Source organism: Janibacter sp. GXQ6167 (assembly GCF_041365945.1).
Taxonomy (GTDB): domain Bacteria; phylum Actinomycetota; class Actinomycetes; order Actinomycetales; family Dermatophilaceae; genus JBGFSK01.
In genome coordinates this window covers 13,703-30,411 of sequence record NZ_JBGFSK010000011.1, presented here as the reverse complement: position 1 = coordinate 30,411, position 16,709 = coordinate 13,703, and the positions used below count along the sequence as shown (strand labels likewise).

The following is a 16,709-nucleotide window of genomic DNA, read 5'->3' as shown; positions in this document are numbered from 1 at the left end:
CATGGCGACGACAACTGACGCGGTGCTCGACTACGACGAGGCGATCGGCTCGTACGACCCGGTGATGGGCCTGGAGGTCCACGTCGAGCTCGGGACCGCGACCAAGATGTTCTGCGGCTGCGCGACCACCTTCGGCGCCGAACCCAACACCCAGGTCTGCCCGGTCTGCCTGGGCCTACCCGGCGCCCTTCCCGTAGTGAACGCGACCGGCGTGGAGTCCGCGATCCGGATCGGCCTGGCGCTCCACTGCGAGATCGCTCCGTGGTCCCGCTTCGCCCGGAAGAACTACTTCTACCCGGACATGCCGAAGAACTTCCAGACCTCGCAGTACGACGAGCCGATCGCCCACGACGGCTATCTCGATGTCGATCTCGAAGATGGCTCGACCTACCGCGTCGAGATCGAGCGCGCGCACATGGAAGAGGACACCGGCAAGTCGCTCCACGTCGGCGGCTCGACCGGTCGGATCCACGGCGCCGAGTACTCGCTCGTCGACTACAACCGGGCGGGGATCCCGCTGATCGAGATCGTCACCAAGCCCCTCGTCGGCGCTGGTGCGCGCGCTCCGGAGGTCGCCCGTGCCTACGTCTCGGCGCTGCGCGATCTGCTCCGTGCGCTCGACGTCTCGGACGTGAAGATGGAGCAGGGCTCGATGCGCTGCGACGTCAACCTCTCGCTGCGCCCGCGCGTCGGCGATGACCCGACCGCTGCGGAGCAGCTGGCCGTGCCGATGGGCACCCGCAGCGAGACCAAGAACGTCAACTCCCTTCGCAGCGTCGAGCGCTCGGTCCGCTACGAGATCTGCCGCCACGCCGCGGTGTTGCAGGAGCGCGGCGCGATCATCCAGGAGACGCGCCACTGGCACGAGGACACCGGGATCACCACGAGCGGTCGGGTGAAGTCCGACGCCGAGGACTACCGGTATTTCCCCGAGCCCGATCTGGTCCCGGTCGCCCCGAGCGCCGAGGACGTCGAGCGTCTGCGCGCGACCCTGCCCGAGCCGCCGGCGGAGCGCCGCAAGCGCCTCCAGGCCGAGTGGGGATACTCCGACCTGGAGATGCGCGACGTGCTGAACGCGGGCGCCAGCGAGCTGATCGAAGCCACCATCGCGGCGGGTGCGTCCGCGCAGGCTGCGCGCAAGTGGTGGCTCGGCGAGCCGTCTCGGCGCGCCAACGGCGAGGGGGTCGACCTCGTCACCTACGCCGAGAAGGTGGATCTCACCCCCTCGCACATTGCCGAACTCGATGGGCTCGTCCGGTCCGGGCGACTCAATGACAAGATGGCCCGTCAGGTCCTTGATGGCGTGCTCGATGGTGAGGGCGCACCGACCGAGGTCGCCGATGCGCGCGGGCTCGAACTCGTCCAAGACGACGGGGCCCTCGAGGCCGCGGTGACCGCGGTGATCGAACGCAATCCCGATATCGCGCAGAAGGTCCGCGACGGCAAGGTCCAAGCGGCCGGAGCCCTCATCGGTCAGGTGATGAAGGAGATGAAGGGTCAGGCCGATGCCGGGAAGGCCCGCGAGTTGATCCTCGCTGCCCTCGGCCAGTCCTGATCGGCGCCCAGCCCTAGGCGGTGACGAAGGTCAGCATCACGACCGAGTCCTCGTGCGCGTTGAGGTCATGGGTCCGCAGCGGAATGATGAGGTAGTCGCCGCTCTCGCCGGACCAGGACTCCTCGCCCGCGCTCAGGGTGACCGCGCCGCGGATCACCTGCAGCGTGGCATGCCCGGGGTTTTGGTGATCGCCCAGTCCCTGGCCGGTCGCGAGCGCGAGCACCAGCTGGCGCAGGCCGGTGTCGCTGCGCTGGATGACCCTCGTGGCGCGTCCGGATGAGGCCGATTGGGCCTCGGCGAGGAGTTCGTCGGCGAGCGCGGGCAGATTGAGGGCGTCCATCCCAGTAGCCTTCCATGGATGGTGCTCGTAGCGTTCCCAGATCAGCAGTGGCTCGATGATGTCGGACCGATTGACGGGGTCGAATCCGTCGTCTGGGATTCAGACGGTGACCCGCCCGAGGGTGAGGTCGAGATCTTCATCGGGCGCTATATGGGTGGCCCCGAGACCGTCGCGGTGATCAGGGACCGGCCGAGCGTGCGCCTTGTCCAGGTGCTCTCGGCCGGGTACGAGGCGGTCCTGCCGGTCTTGCCCGAAGGTGTGGCGCTCGCCAACGCCGGTGGAGTCCACAATGCCTCGACGGCCGAACTCGCCGTCGGGCTGATCCTCGCCTCGCAGCGGGGGCTCGCCGACTTCGTGCGCGCCCAGGACAAGGGGGAGTGGCTGCCGCGATCCTTCCGCCCTTCCCTCGCCGACCGGCGCGTGCTGATCCTCGGCTACGGGTCGATCGGTCGATCGTTGGCGCAGCGCCTCGCCCCCTTCGAAGTGGAGCTCACCGCTGTCGCCTCGACGGCCCGCGACGGGGACGACCTCATCGAGAGGATCCATGGCTTCGATGAGTTGGACGAGCTGCTCCCGCAGCAGGAGATCGTGGTGCTGCTGACGCCGCTCACCGATTCCACCAACGGCCTGATGGATGAGCGCCACCTTGCGCTGCTGCCCGATGACGCGCTCGTGGTCAATGTTTCGCGCGGGCCGGTGCTCTCAACGGAGGCCGCCCTCGCCGAAGCAGGTCGACTGCGCTTCGCGCTCGATGTCACTGACCCCGAGCCGCTTCCCGCCGACCATCCGCTGTGGCACGCGCCGGGCGTGCTGATCAGCCCGCACGTCGGTGGGGTCTCGACCGCTTTCCGGCCGCGGGGGGTCGCGCTCCTGCGTGAGCAGCTACGGCGCGCTGCAAGCGGGGACGACCCCGTCAACGTCGTCCACTCGGGCTAGGAGCCAGGCGGGCGCAGGACCACGATCCGGTCGTCACCATCGCGAGGAGTGCCACGGAAGGTATTACTCGTCACGACCCACAACGTGCCATCCGGGGCGGCGGAGACATCCCGGATGCGCCCGTAGCGGCCCTGCCAGATCCGCTCTGGCGTCCCGGTTCGGACATCGTCGCCGGAGCCGGTGACGGGCACTCGCCACACCGACTCCCCACGCAGCGCGGCGATATAGATCGCGCCATCGGAACCCACCGCGATCCCGCTTGGTGAGGCATCGCCGGTGGCCCAGACCACTTCCGGATCGGTGAAGTCCGGTTCGCCCCCTTCGCCCTCGACCTGCGGCCAGCCGTAGTTGTCACCGGGCTCGATCCGGTTCAGCTCATCCCAGTCGCCCTGGCCAAACTCGCTGGCCCACATGGTGCCGTCCTCGCTCCAGGCCAGACCTTGGACATTGCGATGGCCCCACGACCAGATTGGTGAGTCGAAGGGGTTGCCGGGCGCGGCCTCACCGTCCGGGGTGATCCGCAGGATCTTCCCCGCGAGGTCATCGCGGTCTTGCGAGCGCGACGTGTCGCCGGCGTCCCCGGTCGCCACGTAGAGCTCGTTGTCGGGACCGAAAGCGATCCGGCCTCCGTTGTGGATATTGCCCTTCGGGATGCCGGTCAGGATCGGCTCGACGCCGCTGATCCGGTCATCGTCGAGGCGCGCTCGCACCACGCGATTGTCGCGTTCGGCGCTCAGATAGAAGTAGACCCGCTGGTCCTGCTCGAAGGTGGGGGAGACCGCCGCGCCGAGCAGCCCGCCTTCGCCCTGAGCCACGACACCGGGGATCTCCCCGAGGTCGATGGGGTCCGCGCCCGAGCGCACGCGCACGACCCGTCCCTCGTCGCGCAGGGTCACCAATGCCGACCCGTCGGGGAGGAAGGCCGCCTCCCAGGGGACGTCGAGACCCGTCGCGATGTCGGTCCCGTCGGCGACCTCGATGCTGGTCGTCTCGGTGCTCGCCGGCTCGGTGGTCCTCGGGCTGGCCTCGTCGCTGGTACATCCCGCGAGGGCAACGACCCCCGCGAGGGTCAGCGCGGCGAGGCGCCGCCTGCGGGCGGGTCCGGGCTCAGCGGCGGCCGCCACCGAGAACGCCCCCGAGCACATCGGTCAGGATCGAGCCGGCGGACCCACCGGAGCCGCCGGCGCCCTTGGTCATCCCGCCGAGGATCGAGCCGAGGATGTCTTGCACCGCACCGCCGGAGGGAGCACCACTGGACGCAGTGCCGCCGGAGCGTCCGCCGAGCTGACGGGCGAGGTAGGACAAGACGATCGGTGCGAGGAGCGGCAGCAACTTGCGGATGAGGGAGGAGTCGCCGCCGGAGACACCCCCGAGGCGCGAGACCACCTCGTCGCGCTGACCGCCGAAGATGTGGCTGGTGATCGCTTCACCGTCGGTGGCATCGACCTCGTCGAGGTTGACGCCGCCGTCGACGAGGCCCGGGCTGTGCTGGCCGAGCGCTTGGGCGATCGAGTCGGCACCTGCCGGGTCCTGCGCGTTCGCTCCGAGACCACCGAGCAGGGCCGGGAGCGCGGCGCGGGCGGCCTGCTCGACCTCGGCCGGGGAACTCCCGAGACGACTCGCGAGGTCGCTGAGGGGGAGGTTGGCAAGGACGTCGTCGATCTCAAACATGGCGGGCACTCCTGGCTCGGTCGCGGCGGGCGTCGTTGCCGCCGGGTCATCGCACGGTATCGCGCTCTGATCGGTGGCGGCGCGGTTCAACCGGTCCAGATTCCATCGCGCCACGCCCGGGTCAGGACCTCCTGGTAGGGCGCGAGATCCCACCCTTGCGTCCCCACCCAGGCGGGATCGCCGTAGGTCTCGGCGTAGCGGCGTCCGGGATCGCAGAGGAGCGTGACGACCGATCCTTTCACCCCTTCGGCGCGCATCTCGCAGGCGAGGCGCAGGGCCGCGTAGAGGTTGGTCCCCGTCGAGGCGCCCGCGTCCAGGCCGGTCTGCTCCTTGAGGTGATGCATGGCGGCGATGGACGCCGCATCGGGCACACCGATCATGCGGTCGACGACGCCCGGGATAAAGCTCGGCTCGACGCGGGTGCGGCCGATCCCTTCGATCCGCGACCCATGGAGCGTCGGTGCCTCGCGGTCGGCGTAGCCCGGCAGGAAGGCCGAGCCTTCCGGATCGACCACGCAGAGCCGGGAGCGGTGGCCCTTCAGCCGGACATAGCGGCCGATGGTCGCCGAGGTCCCTCCGGTCCCAGCACCGACGACGACCCACTCGGGGACGGGGTGGCGCTCCAGGGCCATCTGCGCGTAGATCGACTCGGCGATGTTGTTGTTGCCGCGCCAGTCCGTCGCCCGTTCGGCGTGGGTGAACTGATCGAGGTAGACCCCGCCCTTCTCCTCGGCGAGGCGCCGAGCCACGTCGTAGACCTCGCCGGAGTGCTCGACGAGGTGACAGCGTCCCCCTTCGCGCTCGATCAAGGCGATCTTTTCCGGCGTGGTGGATCGGGCCATGACCGCGATGAAGGGCAGCCCGAGCATCCGCGCGAAGTAGGCCTCGCTCACCGCCGTCGATCCGGACGACGCCTCGATGACGGTCGTGTCGGGGCCGATCGCACCGTTACAGAGGGCGTAGAGGAAGAGCGAGCGGGCGAGGCGGTGCTTGAGCGAACCGGTCGGGTGGGTGGATTCGTCCTTGAGGTAGAGGTCGACCTCCCATCCCGCGGGCAGTGGGACGGCGATCAGGTGGGTGTCGGCGCTGCGATTGGCATCGGCCTGCAATCGGCGCACGGCCTCGTCGACCCAGGCCCGGTCCGGGCGTCCGGTGACGGTGACATCGGTGACGGGAAGGGGGTGGCCGCTCATGTCCCTAGTAAAGCGGGCCACGCCGGAGCCTCCCTTCTAGCGCGGCGACCGCGAGGGGGAGATTATGGGGTCATGACCGCTGCATCGGAGGACCGGACGCTCATCGTGTTAAGGCATGCCGAGACGGAGTCACCTCATCCGGGGCAGCACGACCTGGAGCGCGCGCTCACATCGCAGGGGGAGCAGGACGCCCGCGCCGTCGGTCGGTGGTTGCGCGAGCAGGAGATCGGGTGTGACACCGTGCTCTGCTCGCCCGCCCTGCGGACGCGCCAGACGGTGCATGAGATCGGCTCGGCGGGCTGTTCCGAGGCCGAGGTGATCATCGAGGACGCCCTCTACGCAGCGGACCCGTCCGCGGTCTTGCAGGTCGTCCGCGAGGCCCCGCACGATGCCAGCGTCGTGATGGTTGTCGCCCACGCCCCGGCGCTGCCCGCGGTCGTCAGCATGCTCGCTGAGGGGGCGGGTGAGGCTCACGCCCACGATCAACTCTGCAAGGGCTTCCCGCCGGCGGCCGCCGCGCTGCTGCGCTACTCCGGGCACTGGTCCGACCTCGCCGTTGGCTCGGCGGTCCTGGAGGATTACTACGCTCCGAGCCGCTGATTTCTCAAAGGCCTGGACGCGGGGGAGTACTCCCCATTGTGAGCCGCGGGAGCGCTCGTGCATGCTTGCGACTGCACGCCACACCACATCACCAATGCACAGGGGGGAATCCCAGTCATGAGCACCAAGAAGAGCACTCGAGCCGGACTCGCCGTCGCCGCGCTCGCGGTCGGCGCCACCGGCATGATCGCCGCTCCGGCACAGGCCGCTCCGGTCGCCGGCGTCGCCGCCCCGACCGCCGCGTCCGCGTCCAGCGCGCGGAACTACTACGGCGCGATCGTGGTCAACCGCAAGACCGGCTACATGTTCGCCCGCAACGACGCCTCTTCGCGCTACTGGGCGGAGCGCTCGGCCATGTCGAAGTGCAAGGCCAAGGGTTCCGGTAAGTACTGCACCACCTTGGTCTGGGCTCGCAACGCCTGCGGCGCCGCGGCCGAGAAGCGCTACTCCAATGGCTCGATCCGCTACCAGGGCGGCTGGGGTTCGACGCGGGCCAAGGCCGTCGCCAACGCGAAGAAGCCGCTCGGCAAGGGTGCTCGCTACCGCGGGTACTTCTGCACCACGCGCTACCGCTGATCGGGGACGAGACCCTCATGCAGACCGTCACCACCCGCGCACGGGTTGGGCTCGCCGTCGCGGCCGTTGCCGTCGGAGTGTCCGGGATGACCGCCGCGCCCGCTCAGGCCGCTCCGGTCGCCGAGGTCGCCGCCCCGACCGCCGCGGCTGCGGCGAGCGCGCGCAACTACTACGGCGCGATCGCCATCAACACCAGGACCGGTGCGTCCGCGTACTCCTACGACTACAAGACCAAGTCGGCGGCGATCAATGCTGCACTGAAGAAGTGCAAGCGGTACGCCCACGGCTCGTCTTGTCGCACGGCGATCTGGGTGCGCAACGCGTGCGGAGCCGTGGCGTACAAGACCTACTCCAACGGTTCGTGGCGCTACCAGAGCGCCTGGGCCACGTCGAAGAAGGCGGCCATCGCGCGCGCCAAGAGGCCGCTCGGTAAGGGGGCGAAGACCCTCACCTGGGTCTGCACCACCCGCTACCAGTGACCGACCCTGATGCCCCCTTCGCCGCAGCGGTGAAGGGGGCATCACGCGTCCGTGTGGTGAGACGCACTGTCTCGCGGATTGACACACGCCCGAGCGGATAGCAGAGTTCAGGACGTGGCCAGGATCCTCGTACTTCCCAAAGCGCGCTAGACGACACCTGTCGAGCGCGCACCCTTCACGTCCCGCACCCGGGCTGGAGGGTTTTTTTGTGTAAGGACGCGAGGGGAGACCCCCTTCGCCTTAAGGATCCGGGCCACGACCGAAGCGACGCATCAACGAAAGATGACTCCAAGATGAGCGACATCGTCAGCCAGCGGCCCAGCGCGCCGGCCCCGAGCCCTGCCGTGGTGGCACGCCAGGCTCAGGCCAAGGCGCCCGAGCAGGTCACCGGGGCGCAGAGCCTCGTCCTCTCGCTCGAGGCGGTCGGAGCGGATGTCGTCTTCGGCATCCCGGGCGGGGCGATCCTGCCGGCCTATGACCCGCTGATGGACTCGGTCAAGGTGCGCCACATCCTCGTGCGCCACGAGCAGGGTGCGGGCCACGCTGCGGAGGGATATGCCGCGGCGACGGGCAAGGTCGGGGTGTGCATGGCGACCTCCGGGCCGGGCGCGACCAACCTCGTCACCGCGATCGCCGACGCCTACATGGATTCGGTGCCGATCGTCGCGATCACCGGTCAGGTCGCCTCCAGCGCGATCGGGACCGACGCCTTCCAGGAGGCCGACATCCGCGGCATCACGATGCCGATCACCAAGCACAACTACCTCGTCACCGATCCCGAGGAGATCCCCCGGGTCATCGCCGAGGCCTTCCACATCGCGGGGACCGGGCGACCCGGCCCGGTGCTCGTCGACATCGCCAAGGACGCGCTGCAGGCCAAGACCACCTTCTCGTGGCCGCCGCGCTTCGCCCTTCCGGGCTACCACCCGGTGACCAAGCCGCACGGCAAGCAGATCCGCGAAGCCGCCAAGCTGATGGCCCGCTCGCAGCAGCCCGTGCTGTATGTCGGTGGTGGCGTGATCCGCGCCGAGGCCAATGAGGAACTCGCCGCGCTCGTCGAGGCCACCGGGATCCCGGTCGTCACCACCTTGATGGCGCGCGGGGCCTTCCCGGACAGTCACCCCCTTCACCTCGGGATGCCGGGCATGCACGGTTCGGTGGCGGCCGTCGCGGGCCTGCAGCGCAGCGACCTGATCATCGCCCTCGGTGCCCGCTTCGACGACCGGGTCACCGGGCAGCTGTCCTCCTTCGCGCCCGACGCGAAGGTGATCCACGCCGACATCGACCCGGCAGAAATCTCCAAGAACCGCGTCGCCGACGTGCCGATCGTCGGTGATGCCAAGGCGATCATCGCCGAACTCACCGAGGCATACTCGGCGATCGCGGACAGCAAGCGCGCCGACTACTCGCCCTGGGTTCGCCGGGTGCAGGGGTGGAAGCGCTCCTACCCGGTCGGGTACACCGCGAGCGAGGACCCGGAAAAGCTGGCTCCCCAATACGTCCTGGAACGGCTCGGTGCGATCGCCGGCCCGGAGGCGATCTACGCCGCGGGCGTCGGCCAGCACCAGATGTGGGCCGCGCAGTTCATTGACTACGAGCGCCCCAACGCCTGGCTCAACTCCGGCGGCGCCGGGACGATGGGGTACTCCGTGCCCGCGGCTATGGGGGCGAAGGTGGGCGAGCCGGACACGGTCGTGTGGGCGATCGACGGTGACGGGTGCTTCCAGATGACCAACCAGGAGCTCGCGACCTGCGTCATCAATGACATCCCGATCAAGGTCGCGATCATCAACAACTCCTCGCTCGGCATGGTCCGGCAGTGGCAGTCGCTCTTTTACAACGAGCGCTACTCCAACACCGACCTGCACACCTCGGTCGGCAGCCGCATCCCCGACTTCGTCAAGCTCGCCGAGGCCTACGGCTGCGTGGGCCTGCGCTGCGAGCGGCCCGCCGATGTCGATGCGACCATCCAGCAGGCGATGGAGATCAATGACCGTCCGGTCGTGATCGACTTTGTCGTCGAGCGCGACGCGATGGTCTGGCCGATGGTCCCGGCGGGCGTCAGCAATGACGCGATCCAGATCGCCCGGGACGCGGCCCCGCAGTGGGACCGCGAGGACTCCGAGGCGGTCGAGCAGGACACCGACGCCGACCACGACGGCAAGTAAAGGAAAGCCCGACATGCCTAAGCACACCCTGTCCGTCCTCGTGGAGAACAAGCCCGGCGTCCTCGCTCGGATCTCGGCGCTGTTTTCGCGGCGTGGCTTCAACATCGACTCGCTCGCGGTCGGCCCGACCGAAAACGCCGAGGTCTCGCGGATGACGGTCGTCGTCGATGTCGACCAGCTCCCGCTGGAGCAGGTCACCAAGCAACTCAACAAGCTCGTCGAGGTGCTGAAGATCGTCGAGCTCGACCCGCTCGCGTCAGTGAGCCGCGAACTCGTGCTCGTGAAGGTGCGGGCCGACTCCTCTTCGCGCGGGGCGATCCTGGAGACGGCACAACTCTTCAAGGCCCGGATCGTCGACGTGACCGCCGACGCCGTCACCTTGGAGTCGACCGGCAGCTCCAACAAGCTCGAGGCGATGCTCGAGATCCTCGAACCCCACGGCATCCGCGAGCTCGTCCAGTCCGGGGTCGTCGGCATCAGCCGGGGTGGTCGTTCGATCACCGACCGCGCTGGGCGACACTAGCCCCACCAGACCACCGATCACCGCAAGTAGCACCACATAAAGGAGAAGGCCCCATGGCCGAGATGTTTTACGACGACGACGCGGACCTCGCGATCATCCAGGGACGCAAGGTGGCCGTCATCGGCTACGGCTCACAGGGTCACGCCCACGCCCTGAACCTGCGCGACTCGGGCGTCGATGTCCGCGTCGGCTTGAAGGAGGGCTCGAAGAGCCGCGGGAAGGCCGAGGAAGAGGGCCTGCGCGTCCTCACCCCGCGTGAGGCGGCCGAAGAGGCCGACGTCATCGTGATCCTCGCGCCGGACCAGGTGCAGCGCCACCTCTACGCCGATGACATCGCCCCGGCCCTGAAGGACGGCGACGCGCTCGTCTTCGGGCACGGCTTCAACATCCGCTTCGGCTACATCAAGCCCCCGGCCGATGTCGATGTCCTCCTCGTCGCACCGAAGGCCCCGGGCCACACCGTGCGCCGCGAGTTCGTCGCCGGTCGCGGCATCCCGGACATCATCGCGGTCGAGCAGGACGCGAGCGGGTCGGCGTGGGAGCTCGCGAAGTCCTACGCCAAGGGCATCGGCGGTACCCGCGCGGGCGTCATCAAGACGACCTTCACCGAGGAGACCGAGACCGACCTCTTCGGCGAGCAGGCCGTGCTGTGTGGCGGGGTCTCGCACCTCGTGCAGGCCGGCTTCGAGACCCTGACCGAGGCGGGCTACCAGCCGGAGATCGCCTACTTCGAGGTGCTCCACGAGCTGAAGCTGATCGTCGACCTCATGTGGGAGGGCGGGATCGCCAAGCAGCGCTGGTCGATCTCGGACACCGCCGAGTACGGCGACTACGTCTCGGGCCCGCGCGTCATCGCGCCGTCGGTCAAGGAAGCGATGCAGGGCGTCCTCGCCGACATCCAAGACGGCTCCTTCGCCGAGCGCTTCATCGCCGATCAGGACAACGGCGCCAAGGAGTTCCAGGAGTTGCGCGAGAAGGAGGCCGGTCACCCGATCGAGGCCACCGGCAAGGAACTGCGCGCCCACTTCGCCTGGAAGCAGGTCGACGACGACTACACCGAGGGCTCGGCCGCGCGCTGATTACTTGAGAGTCGTCGAAGGGGGTGGAGCCGACCGACCGGCTCCACCCCCTTCGTCATCCCCGCCCGCAGCGCCTCCGGCATGCAAAGGGTGCGTCGGGTCGCACCTTCAGCACCCCGGGCGCGCGAGGTGGGATGCAGAGGGTGCGTGGGTCGGCGCCTCCGGCACCCCAGCGGAAGGGGGATGCAGAGGGTGCGAGGGCCTGCACCTTCGACATCCCGGGCGCGGGAAGTGGGATGCAGAGGGTGCGGTGTGCGGCACCTTCAGCACCCCAGCGAAGGGGGTGGGGTGCTCGAGGTGCGGTGTGCGGCACCTTCGGCACCCCGGCAGGAGGGGTGGGGTGCGCGCCGGGGGCTTAGCTCTTCGGTTCCGGGTGCAGCGCGCAGGAGGGGCTGCCGCCGGGCAAGCGGTGTCGGTTGGCGGCGACCCAGTGGTACGCCCGGCTCGCGAGGGCCCCTCCGAGCCGCGTCCGGAAGGCGCGCCCAAGAAGACGGGCGGGCAGGGGACCGGTAGCGAGAATCCCCGCCCAGGCGAGGTGTCCGTACTCGACTCGCCCATCGCGACCGACGAAGGGCATCTCTCGATAGGCGCGCTCGTCATCGACGCCGAGCGCCTCGAGGTCGCTCTCTTGAAGTGACGCGATCTCGACATCGACGCCGAGACGGGGCACCTGGCCGGCCGACTTCGTGCAGAAGCCGCAATCGGCGTCGTAGAGCATGATCGGACGGTTCACACCTGCCATTTTCCCTGACCAGAGGCTCCCGTGACACCGCCCGCAGGGCGGGAGCGGTGATTGGCCCACCCAGGTCGATGCCGCTGCGGGCTGAAAGCCTGTGGATAACATCTGCCCTTCCTCACGTGCGGTCGGTATGGTCGATAACTCATCACGCCGATGTGATGGACGCCATACCTGTCGCTAAGGGGCGCACGTGAGCGCTGTCGAGACCGTTGAGGCCGAGGTGAGGGAACTCATCCGGCGATCCGGTCTGGACCCGGCCCGCGACACCGCTGCGGTACGCACTCTGGTGCGCGACGCGGTCACCGACTACGACGAGCGCTCCCTCCACGGTGGTCTCCCGATCCTGCACAACCTGGACGACGCCATCCGCGATGTCATGGACACCGTCGCTGGATATGGCCCCCTTCAACGCTATTTCGACGACCCCCAGATCGAGGAGATCTGGGTGAACGGTCCGTCGCAGGTCTTCGTTGCCCGCGGCGGGGTCGCCGAGTTGACCTCGACGGTGCTGACCGCGGACGGGGTGCGTGACCTGGTCGAGCGGATGCTGAAGAGTTCCGGGCGAAGGGTGGATCTCTCCTCTCCCTTCGTCGACGCGGTCCTCCCGGACGGCAGTCGGCTGCACGTGGTGATCCCCGATATCAGCCGTGAACATTGGCTCATCAACGTCCGCAAGTTCATCGTCAAAGCCGATCACCTCGACGATCTCGTGCGCCTTGGCACCCTGAGCACCTCGGCCGCACGCTTCCTGGGGGCAGCGGTGGCGTCGGGGTTGAATCTGCTGGTTGCTGGGGGAACTCAGGCGGGTAAAACCACCCTGTTGAACTGTGCCGCCGCGGCGATTCCACCTAAGGAACGGGTGGTGACCTGCGAAGAGGTCTTCGAGATGAAGCTCCCGCTTCGCGACGTCGCCGCGATGCAATGCCGCCAGCCGAGTCTTGAGGGGACCGGCGAGGTCCAACTCCGACGGCTCGTTAAGGAAGCCCTGCGGATGCGCCCATCGCGGATCATCGTCGGCGAGGTGCGCCAGGAGGAGAGCCTGGACCTGCTGATCGCGCTCAACTCCGGCCTGCCCGGCATGTGCACGATCCACGCCAACAGCGCTCGCGAAGCCGTCACCAAGATGTGCACCCTGCCACTCCTCGCGGGCGAAAATGTGAGCGCCCGGTTCGTGGTCCCGACGGTCGCCTCCTCGATCGACCTCGTCGTCCATATCGCCCTGGAACATGACGGGGTGCGTCGCGTGCGCGAGATCATCGCCCTCCCGGGTCGAGTCGAGCGAGATGTCGTGGAGACGGCCGATATCTACGTCCGGCGCGAAGGGGTCCTCACTCGCGCCGACGGGTACCCACCGCATCGCGAGCGCTTCGAGCGCGCGGGATACGACCTCACTGCACTGCTCGCGGGGCCGTGACATGGTCGGGGCGCTCGTCGGGCTGCTCTTTGGGACCGGGGTCTTTTGCCTCGCCTGGTCATGGTGGCCGCGCGAACCGCGCCGATCACGCCCGGGACGCCCCCTTCTTGCTGGGCTTCAGGATGAGTTGGTCCAGGCGGGCTACCACGGGCTTCGCCCCCGGACCCTGATCGCCGCCAGTGCGGCCATCGCCGCCCTGGTCTTTTTCTTCGGGACCGCCATCACCCGCGCGCCCGCCGTCGCCGCCTGCTTTGCTGGGATCGCGGCGAGCGCGCCCATCGCGCTCGTCCGCAGCCGCGCTCGCCGCAGGCGTCGCAACCTGCGCGACCTCTGGCCAGACGCGGTGGACAACATCACCTCCGCGGTCCGGGCGGGGCTGGCGCTCCCAGAGGCGCTGGCGCAACTCTCGCATCGGGGGCCCGAAGAACTACGTCCGGCGTTCACCTCCTTCGCCGAGGACTATCGCGCGACGGGGCGCTTCAATGACTGCCTCGACCGGCTCAAGGAACGCCTCGCCGACCCGGTTGGAGACCGGTTGATCGAGTCGCTGCGGATTGCTCGCGAGGTCGGCGGCTCGGACCTTGGCTCCTTGCTGCGCACGCTCAGCACCTTCCTGCGCGAAGACGCGCGCACCCGAGCCGAACTCGAGGCGCGCCAGTCCTGGACCGTCAACGCCGCTCGCCTCGCGGTCGCTGCCCCGTGGGCCGTCCTCGCCATGCTCGCCGCGCGTCCGGAGTCGATCGCGGCTTACAACACGCGGACCGGGGTCCTGATCCTTGCGTTCGGGGCGGTCGTGTCGGTGATCGCCTACCGGGTGATGATCCGGATTGGACGCCTCCCCGAGGAAGGGCGGGTCCTCGGATGATCGAATCACTCCGGCAGCTATTTGACGATGCCCTGGTGCATCGCGCAGGTGCCGTCACCGGCCTCCTCGCCGGGCTCGGGGTTCTCGCGATCTGGCGGGGTCTCCCGCGTCGCCCCACCCTTGAGGACCGGATCGCGCCCTACTTGCGCGATACCCCGCGCCCGTCGCGGCTCCTCACACCACCCGGCGTCTCCGTCCGAGCGGTGGTTCCGACGCTGGTGCAGCCGCTCCTCACCGATCTGGCCCGGCGCACCGAGCGGCTGCTCGGAGGGACGGCCTCGGTGCGGCGACGCCTCTTGCGGGCCGGACGAGACCCCGACACCGCACAGTTCCGCGCTGAGCAGGTCGTCTGGGCCTTCGCGGGTGCCGCGATCGGCGCCGTCCTCGGGGGACTGGTCGTCGCGACCAAGGGCACGTCGCTCGTCCTCGTCGCGACCTTCCTCTTCGTGGGCCTGATCGCGGGGGTGCTCGCTCGGGACACCATGCTGACCCGCCAGGCCGAGCGCCGTGAGGCCCGGATGCTCGCCGAATTCCCGACGATCGCCGAGCTCCTCGCCCTTGCGGTGGGGGCTGGCGAAGGGGCGATTGGTGCGCTCGAACGCGTGGTGCGGCTCTCGCGCGGGGAACTCTCCGCCGAGCTTGGTCGCTGCCTTGCTGACGCCCGCGCTGGCGCCTCCCTTCCCGATGCACTGCACGGACTCGCCGGACGGACCGGATTGCCGAGCCTCGCCCGCTTCGTCGACGGGATCATCATCGCGGTCGAGCGAGGGACTCCGCTCGCGGACGTCCTGCGGGCCCAAGCCCAGGATGTCCGCGAAGAGGGCCGCCGCCTCGTCATGGAAAGCGGCGGCAAAAAGGAGATCGCGATGATGGTTCCGGTCGTCTTCCTTGTCTTGCCGATCACCGTCGTGTTTGCCGTCTGGCCGGGCTTCACCTTCCTGCAATTTCAGATGTGACCCAGGCCGAGCCGACGGCCAGGCTCGACCAGCGAAGGAGACAAAAATGACCGACAGACTGATTCGGGCCCATGTCCGCGTGACGAGAGCGGTCGCGGAGCGGTACCGGCGGGCGGTCGCTGAACCCGAGCGCGGGGACGTGCCGGGGTGGGTGCTCATCACTTTGATGACCGCTGCCCTCGTGATCGCGCTGTGGACCATCGCCGGGACGCGACTGACAGCCATGTTCGAAGACGCCCTCGACAGCGTCACGAGCGGGGTCGGCGGCAAGTGAGCTCACCGGCCCGTGGGGTCGGCGAGCGCGGGTCGGCCGTGACCGACTTCGTCATGACCGCTGGCTTGCTCAGCCTGCTCTTCGTGATGGTGCTGCAGGTCGGCCTCGCCTTGCACGTGCGGAACACCTTGATCTCCTGCGCCAGCGAGGGAGCACGCTACGGCGCACGCTTAGGTGCGACGCCGGGGGAGGGCGCCGCACGCACCGAGGACTTGATCTCGTCCTCTCTGTCGCCTCGCTACGCGAAGGGGGTGCGGGCGACCACCGAGACCACCGAGGCGGGCGTGGACGTGGTTGTCGTACGCGTCTCGGCGCCGCTGCCGGTGCTCGGTCCTTATGGTCCCGGCGACTCACTGGAGGTCAGCGGTCGCGCCTTCGCCGAACGACAGGGCGTGGACCCGTGATCCTCCGGCGGTTCCTGACCCGGGCAGTTCTCCTGTGGCGCAAGCGAACTGCCTCAGCTGAAGGGGGTTCAGCGGTTGTCGAGTTCGTCGTCCTCGGTGTCCTGCTTCTCCTCCCGCTGCTCTACCTCGTGCTGGCCCTGGCGCGGGTCCAAGCCGGCAGCTATGCGGTCAGCCAGGCCGCCCGGGAGTCGGGCCGGGCGTACGTCACCTCGACGCGGGCGGCAGCTGCGCCCGGTCGCGCCGAAGCCGCGGCCGAGCTCGCGTTCGCGGACCAAGGCTTCGCTGAGGAAGGAGTCCTCGAGGTCCAGTGTGACGGCGATCCGTGCATGCGCCGTGGTGGCCGGATCGTCTCCACCGCGACGGTCACGGTCCCCCTTCCGCTGATCCCTGCCTTCGCCCGCGATGTGATCCCGCTCGAAATTCCCGTGAGCGCCACGAGCATCGCCGATGTCCCGCTCTACGAGGTCCGGCGTGACTGAGGCGAAGGGGGAGAGCGGTCAGATCTCGATCCTGATCCTCGGGATGTGCGTGATCGCGCTGACCGTCATCCTCGGTGCGACCGCGGTGACCTCGGTGCATCTCAGCCGGATGGCGATGATCGACGCTGCCGACACCGCCGCGCTCGACGCCGCCGATGACGGCGGCCGCCTGGCGTACAGCGAGGGGGTCGACGTCGCGGCACCGCTCAGCGACGCCACTGTGAGGCGGAGCGCTGCGGACTCGCTTGCTCGACGCGAACCCCCGACCCGGGTGAGCGCTTTGCACATCACTGGCGCGACCGGCACTCCAGATGGGCGCACCGCGGTCGTCGTGCTCACCGGAGATGTCGACGTGCCTCTGGTCGGTGGCCTGATCCGCTCCCTCGGTGGATCGGTGACGGTCACCGTCGAGTCCCGCGCCCGCGCTGTCACCCCTGCGAGCTAGGGGCGCGACATCG

General features: G+C 68.9%; 20 protein-coding genes. 15 read left to right on the top strand and 5 right to left on the bottom strand.

Annotated features, from left to right (window positions below; genetic code table 11):
* The first annotated feature begins 1 nt into the window (after nt 1).
* On the top strand, nt 2-1,555 hold the full coding sequence (gatB, locus tag AB8K43_RS14085; RefSeq protein ID WP_370894842.1) for an Asp-tRNA(Asn)/Glu-tRNA(Gln) amidotransferase subunit GatB: 1,554 nt from the start codon (nt 2-4) through the stop codon (nt 1,553-1,555).
* Between the two features lie 13 nt (nt 1,556-1,568).
* On the opposite strand, the gene AB8K43_RS14080 is transcribed toward gatB, so the two are convergent.
* The gene (locus AB8K43_RS14080; RefSeq protein WP_370894841.1) at nt 1,569-1,895 is read right to left on the bottom strand and encodes a cupin domain-containing protein; all 327 of its coding nucleotides are present in this window, start codon (nt 1,893-1,895) and stop codon (nt 1,569-1,571) included.
* Between the two features lie 18 nt (nt 1,896-1,913).
* Between AB8K43_RS14080 and AB8K43_RS14075 the strand changes: the two genes are divergently transcribed.
* Nucleotides 1,914-2,831, top strand: a complete 918-nt coding sequence (locus AB8K43_RS14075; protein WP_370894840.1) for a 2-hydroxyacid dehydrogenase — start codon at nt 1,914-1,916, stop codon at nt 2,829-2,831.
* On the opposite strand, the gene AB8K43_RS14070 is transcribed toward AB8K43_RS14075, so the two are convergent.
* From AB8K43_RS14070 to AB8K43_RS14060, 3 genes are all read right to left on the bottom strand, one after another.
* Nucleotides 2,828-3,955: a sorbosone dehydrogenase family protein gene (locus tag AB8K43_RS14070; protein WP_370894839.1), complete on the bottom strand. Its 1,128-nt coding sequence runs from the start codon at nt 3,953-3,955 to the stop codon at nt 2,828-2,830. The two genes, AB8K43_RS14075 and AB8K43_RS14070, sit on opposite strands and share 4 nt — an antisense overlap.
* Nucleotides 3,939-4,502, bottom strand: coding sequence for a DUF937 domain-containing protein (locus tag AB8K43_RS14065; RefSeq protein ID WP_370894838.1), 564 nt, complete (start codon nt 4,500-4,502; stop codon nt 3,939-3,941). Before AB8K43_RS14065 ends, AB8K43_RS14070 begins: the two co-directional genes overlap by 17 nt.
* 86 nt (nt 4,503-4,588) lie before the next feature.
* The gene (locus tag AB8K43_RS14060) at nt 4,589-5,695 is read right to left on the bottom strand and encodes a PLP-dependent cysteine synthase family protein (protein WP_370894837.1); all 1,107 of its coding nucleotides are present in this window, start codon (nt 5,693-5,695) and stop codon (nt 4,589-4,591) included.
* Between the two features lie 72 nt (nt 5,696-5,767).
* On the opposite strand from AB8K43_RS14060, the gene AB8K43_RS14055 reads away from it, so the two are divergent.
* The 6 genes from AB8K43_RS14055 (at nt 5,768) to ilvC (ending at nt 11,120) form a co-directional block, all read left to right on the top strand.
* Nucleotides 5,768-6,295, top strand: coding sequence for a histidine phosphatase family protein (locus AB8K43_RS14055; RefSeq protein WP_370894836.1), 528 nt, complete (start codon nt 5,768-5,770; stop codon nt 6,293-6,295).
* A gap of 117 nt (nt 6,296-6,412) precedes the next feature.
* Nucleotides 6,413-6,871, top strand: a complete 459-nt coding sequence (locus tag AB8K43_RS14050; RefSeq protein ID WP_370894835.1) for a DUF4189 domain-containing protein — start codon at nt 6,413-6,415, stop codon at nt 6,869-6,871.
* Between the two features lie 17 nt (nt 6,872-6,888).
* Nucleotides 6,889-7,350, top strand: coding sequence for a DUF4189 domain-containing protein (locus tag AB8K43_RS14045; RefSeq protein WP_370894834.1), 462 nt, complete (start codon nt 6,889-6,891; stop codon nt 7,348-7,350).
* Between the two features lie 293 nt (nt 7,351-7,643).
* On the top strand, nt 7,644-9,518 hold the full coding sequence (locus tag AB8K43_RS14040; RefSeq protein ID WP_370894833.1) for an acetolactate synthase large subunit: 1,875 nt from the start codon (nt 7,644-7,646) through the stop codon (nt 9,516-9,518).
* 13 nt (nt 9,519-9,531) lie between these two features.
* Nucleotides 9,532-10,041: an acetolactate synthase small subunit gene (gene ilvN / locus AB8K43_RS14035; RefSeq protein WP_370894832.1), complete on the top strand. Its 510-nt coding sequence runs from the start codon at nt 9,532-9,534 to the stop codon at nt 10,039-10,041.
* A gap of 53 nt (nt 10,042-10,094) precedes the next feature.
* Nucleotides 10,095-11,120 (top strand): ketol-acid reductoisomerase, encoded by a 1,026-nt coding sequence (gene ilvC, locus AB8K43_RS14030; RefSeq protein ID WP_370894831.1) that lies wholly within the window; start codon nt 10,095-10,097, stop codon nt 11,118-11,120.
* 355 nt (nt 11,121-11,475) lie between these two features.
* Here ilvC and AB8K43_RS14025 read toward each other — a convergent pair whose 3' ends face one another.
* Nucleotides 11,476-11,853: a thiol-disulfide oxidoreductase DCC family protein gene (locus AB8K43_RS14025; protein ID WP_370894830.1), complete on the bottom strand. Its 378-nt coding sequence runs from the start codon at nt 11,851-11,853 to the stop codon at nt 11,476-11,478.
* A 196-nt stretch (nt 11,854-12,049) separates the two neighbouring features.
* Between AB8K43_RS14025 and AB8K43_RS14020 the strand changes: the two genes are divergently transcribed.
* The 7 genes from AB8K43_RS14020 to AB8K43_RS13990 are packed head-to-tail and all read left to right on the top strand — an operon-like array spanning nt 12,050 to nt 16,696.
* Nucleotides 12,050-13,273, top strand: a complete 1,224-nt coding sequence (locus tag AB8K43_RS14020; protein ID WP_370894829.1) for a CpaF family protein — start codon at nt 12,050-12,052, stop codon at nt 13,271-13,273.
* A gap of 1 nt (nt 13,274) precedes the next feature.
* Nucleotides 13,275-14,138 carry a type II secretion system F family protein gene (locus AB8K43_RS14015; protein WP_370894828.1) on the top strand — a complete coding sequence of 288 codons (864 nt, stop codon included), beginning with the start codon at nt 13,275-13,277 and terminating at the stop codon, nt 14,136-14,138.
* The gene (locus AB8K43_RS14010) at nt 14,135-15,094 is read left to right on the top strand and encodes a type II secretion system F family protein (RefSeq protein WP_370894827.1); all 960 of its coding nucleotides are present in this window, start codon (nt 14,135-14,137) and stop codon (nt 15,092-15,094) included. The genes AB8K43_RS14015 and AB8K43_RS14010 overlap by 4 nt, the downstream gene beginning before the upstream one ends.
* 46 nt (nt 15,095-15,140) lie before the next feature.
* Complete coding sequence (locus AB8K43_RS14005; RefSeq protein ID WP_370894826.1) at nt 15,141-15,368, top strand: hypothetical protein; 228 nt, start codon at nt 15,141-15,143, stop codon at nt 15,366-15,368.
* 38 nt (nt 15,369-15,406) lie between these two features.
* A complete protein-coding gene (locus AB8K43_RS14000; RefSeq protein WP_370894825.1) occupies nt 15,407-15,772 on the top strand; it encodes a TadE family protein in 366 nt (121 codons plus the stop codon).
* Nucleotides 15,769-16,251, top strand: coding sequence for a TadE/TadG family type IV pilus assembly protein (locus AB8K43_RS13995; protein ID WP_370894824.1), 483 nt, complete (start codon nt 15,769-15,771; stop codon nt 16,249-16,251). The genes AB8K43_RS14000 and AB8K43_RS13995 overlap by 4 nt, the downstream gene beginning before the upstream one ends.
* A complete protein-coding gene (locus AB8K43_RS13990; protein WP_370894823.1) occupies nt 16,244-16,696 on the top strand; it encodes a pilus assembly protein TadG-related protein in 453 nt (150 codons plus the stop codon). Before AB8K43_RS13995 ends, AB8K43_RS13990 begins: the two co-directional genes overlap by 8 nt.
* Nucleotides 16,697-16,709 lie beyond the last annotated feature (13 nt).

Coding starts and splice junctions, on each gene's coding strand:
- gatB (WP_370894842.1), top strand. CDS start 2: ATGGCGACGACAACTGACGCGGTGCTCGACTACGACGAGGCGATCGGC.
- AB8K43_RS14080 (WP_370894841.1), bottom strand. CDS start 1,895: ATGGACGCCCTCAATCTGCCCGCGCTCGCCGACGAACTCCTCGCCGAG.
- AB8K43_RS14075 (WP_370894840.1), top strand. CDS start 1,914: ATGGTGCTCGTAGCGTTCCCAGATCAGCAGTGGCTCGATGATGTCGGA.
- AB8K43_RS14065 (WP_370894838.1), bottom strand. CDS start 4,502: ATGTTTGAGATCGACGACGTCCTTGCCAACCTCCCCCTCAGCGACCTC.
- AB8K43_RS14060 (WP_370894837.1), bottom strand. CDS start 5,695: ATGAGCGGCCACCCCCTTCCCGTCACCGATGTCACCGTCACCGGACGC.
- AB8K43_RS14055 (WP_370894836.1), top strand. CDS start 5,768: ATGACCGCTGCATCGGAGGACCGGACGCTCATCGTGTTAAGGCATGCC.
- AB8K43_RS14050 (WP_370894835.1), top strand. CDS start 6,413: ATGAGCACCAAGAAGAGCACTCGAGCCGGACTCGCCGTCGCCGCGCTC.
- AB8K43_RS14045 (WP_370894834.1), top strand. CDS start 6,889: ATGCAGACCGTCACCACCCGCGCACGGGTTGGGCTCGCCGTCGCGGCC.
- AB8K43_RS14040 (WP_370894833.1), top strand. CDS start 7,644: ATGAGCGACATCGTCAGCCAGCGGCCCAGCGCGCCGGCCCCGAGCCCT.
- ilvN (WP_370894832.1), top strand. CDS start 9,532: ATGCCTAAGCACACCCTGTCCGTCCTCGTGGAGAACAAGCCCGGCGTC.
- ilvC (WP_370894831.1), top strand. CDS start 10,095: ATGGCCGAGATGTTTTACGACGACGACGCGGACCTCGCGATCATCCAG.
- AB8K43_RS14015 (WP_370894828.1), top strand. CDS start 13,275: ATGGTCGGGGCGCTCGTCGGGCTGCTCTTTGGGACCGGGGTCTTTTGC.
- AB8K43_RS14010 (WP_370894827.1), top strand. CDS start 14,135: ATGATCGAATCACTCCGGCAGCTATTTGACGATGCCCTGGTGCATCGC.
- AB8K43_RS14005 (WP_370894826.1), top strand. CDS start 15,141: ATGACCGACAGACTGATTCGGGCCCATGTCCGCGTGACGAGAGCGGTC.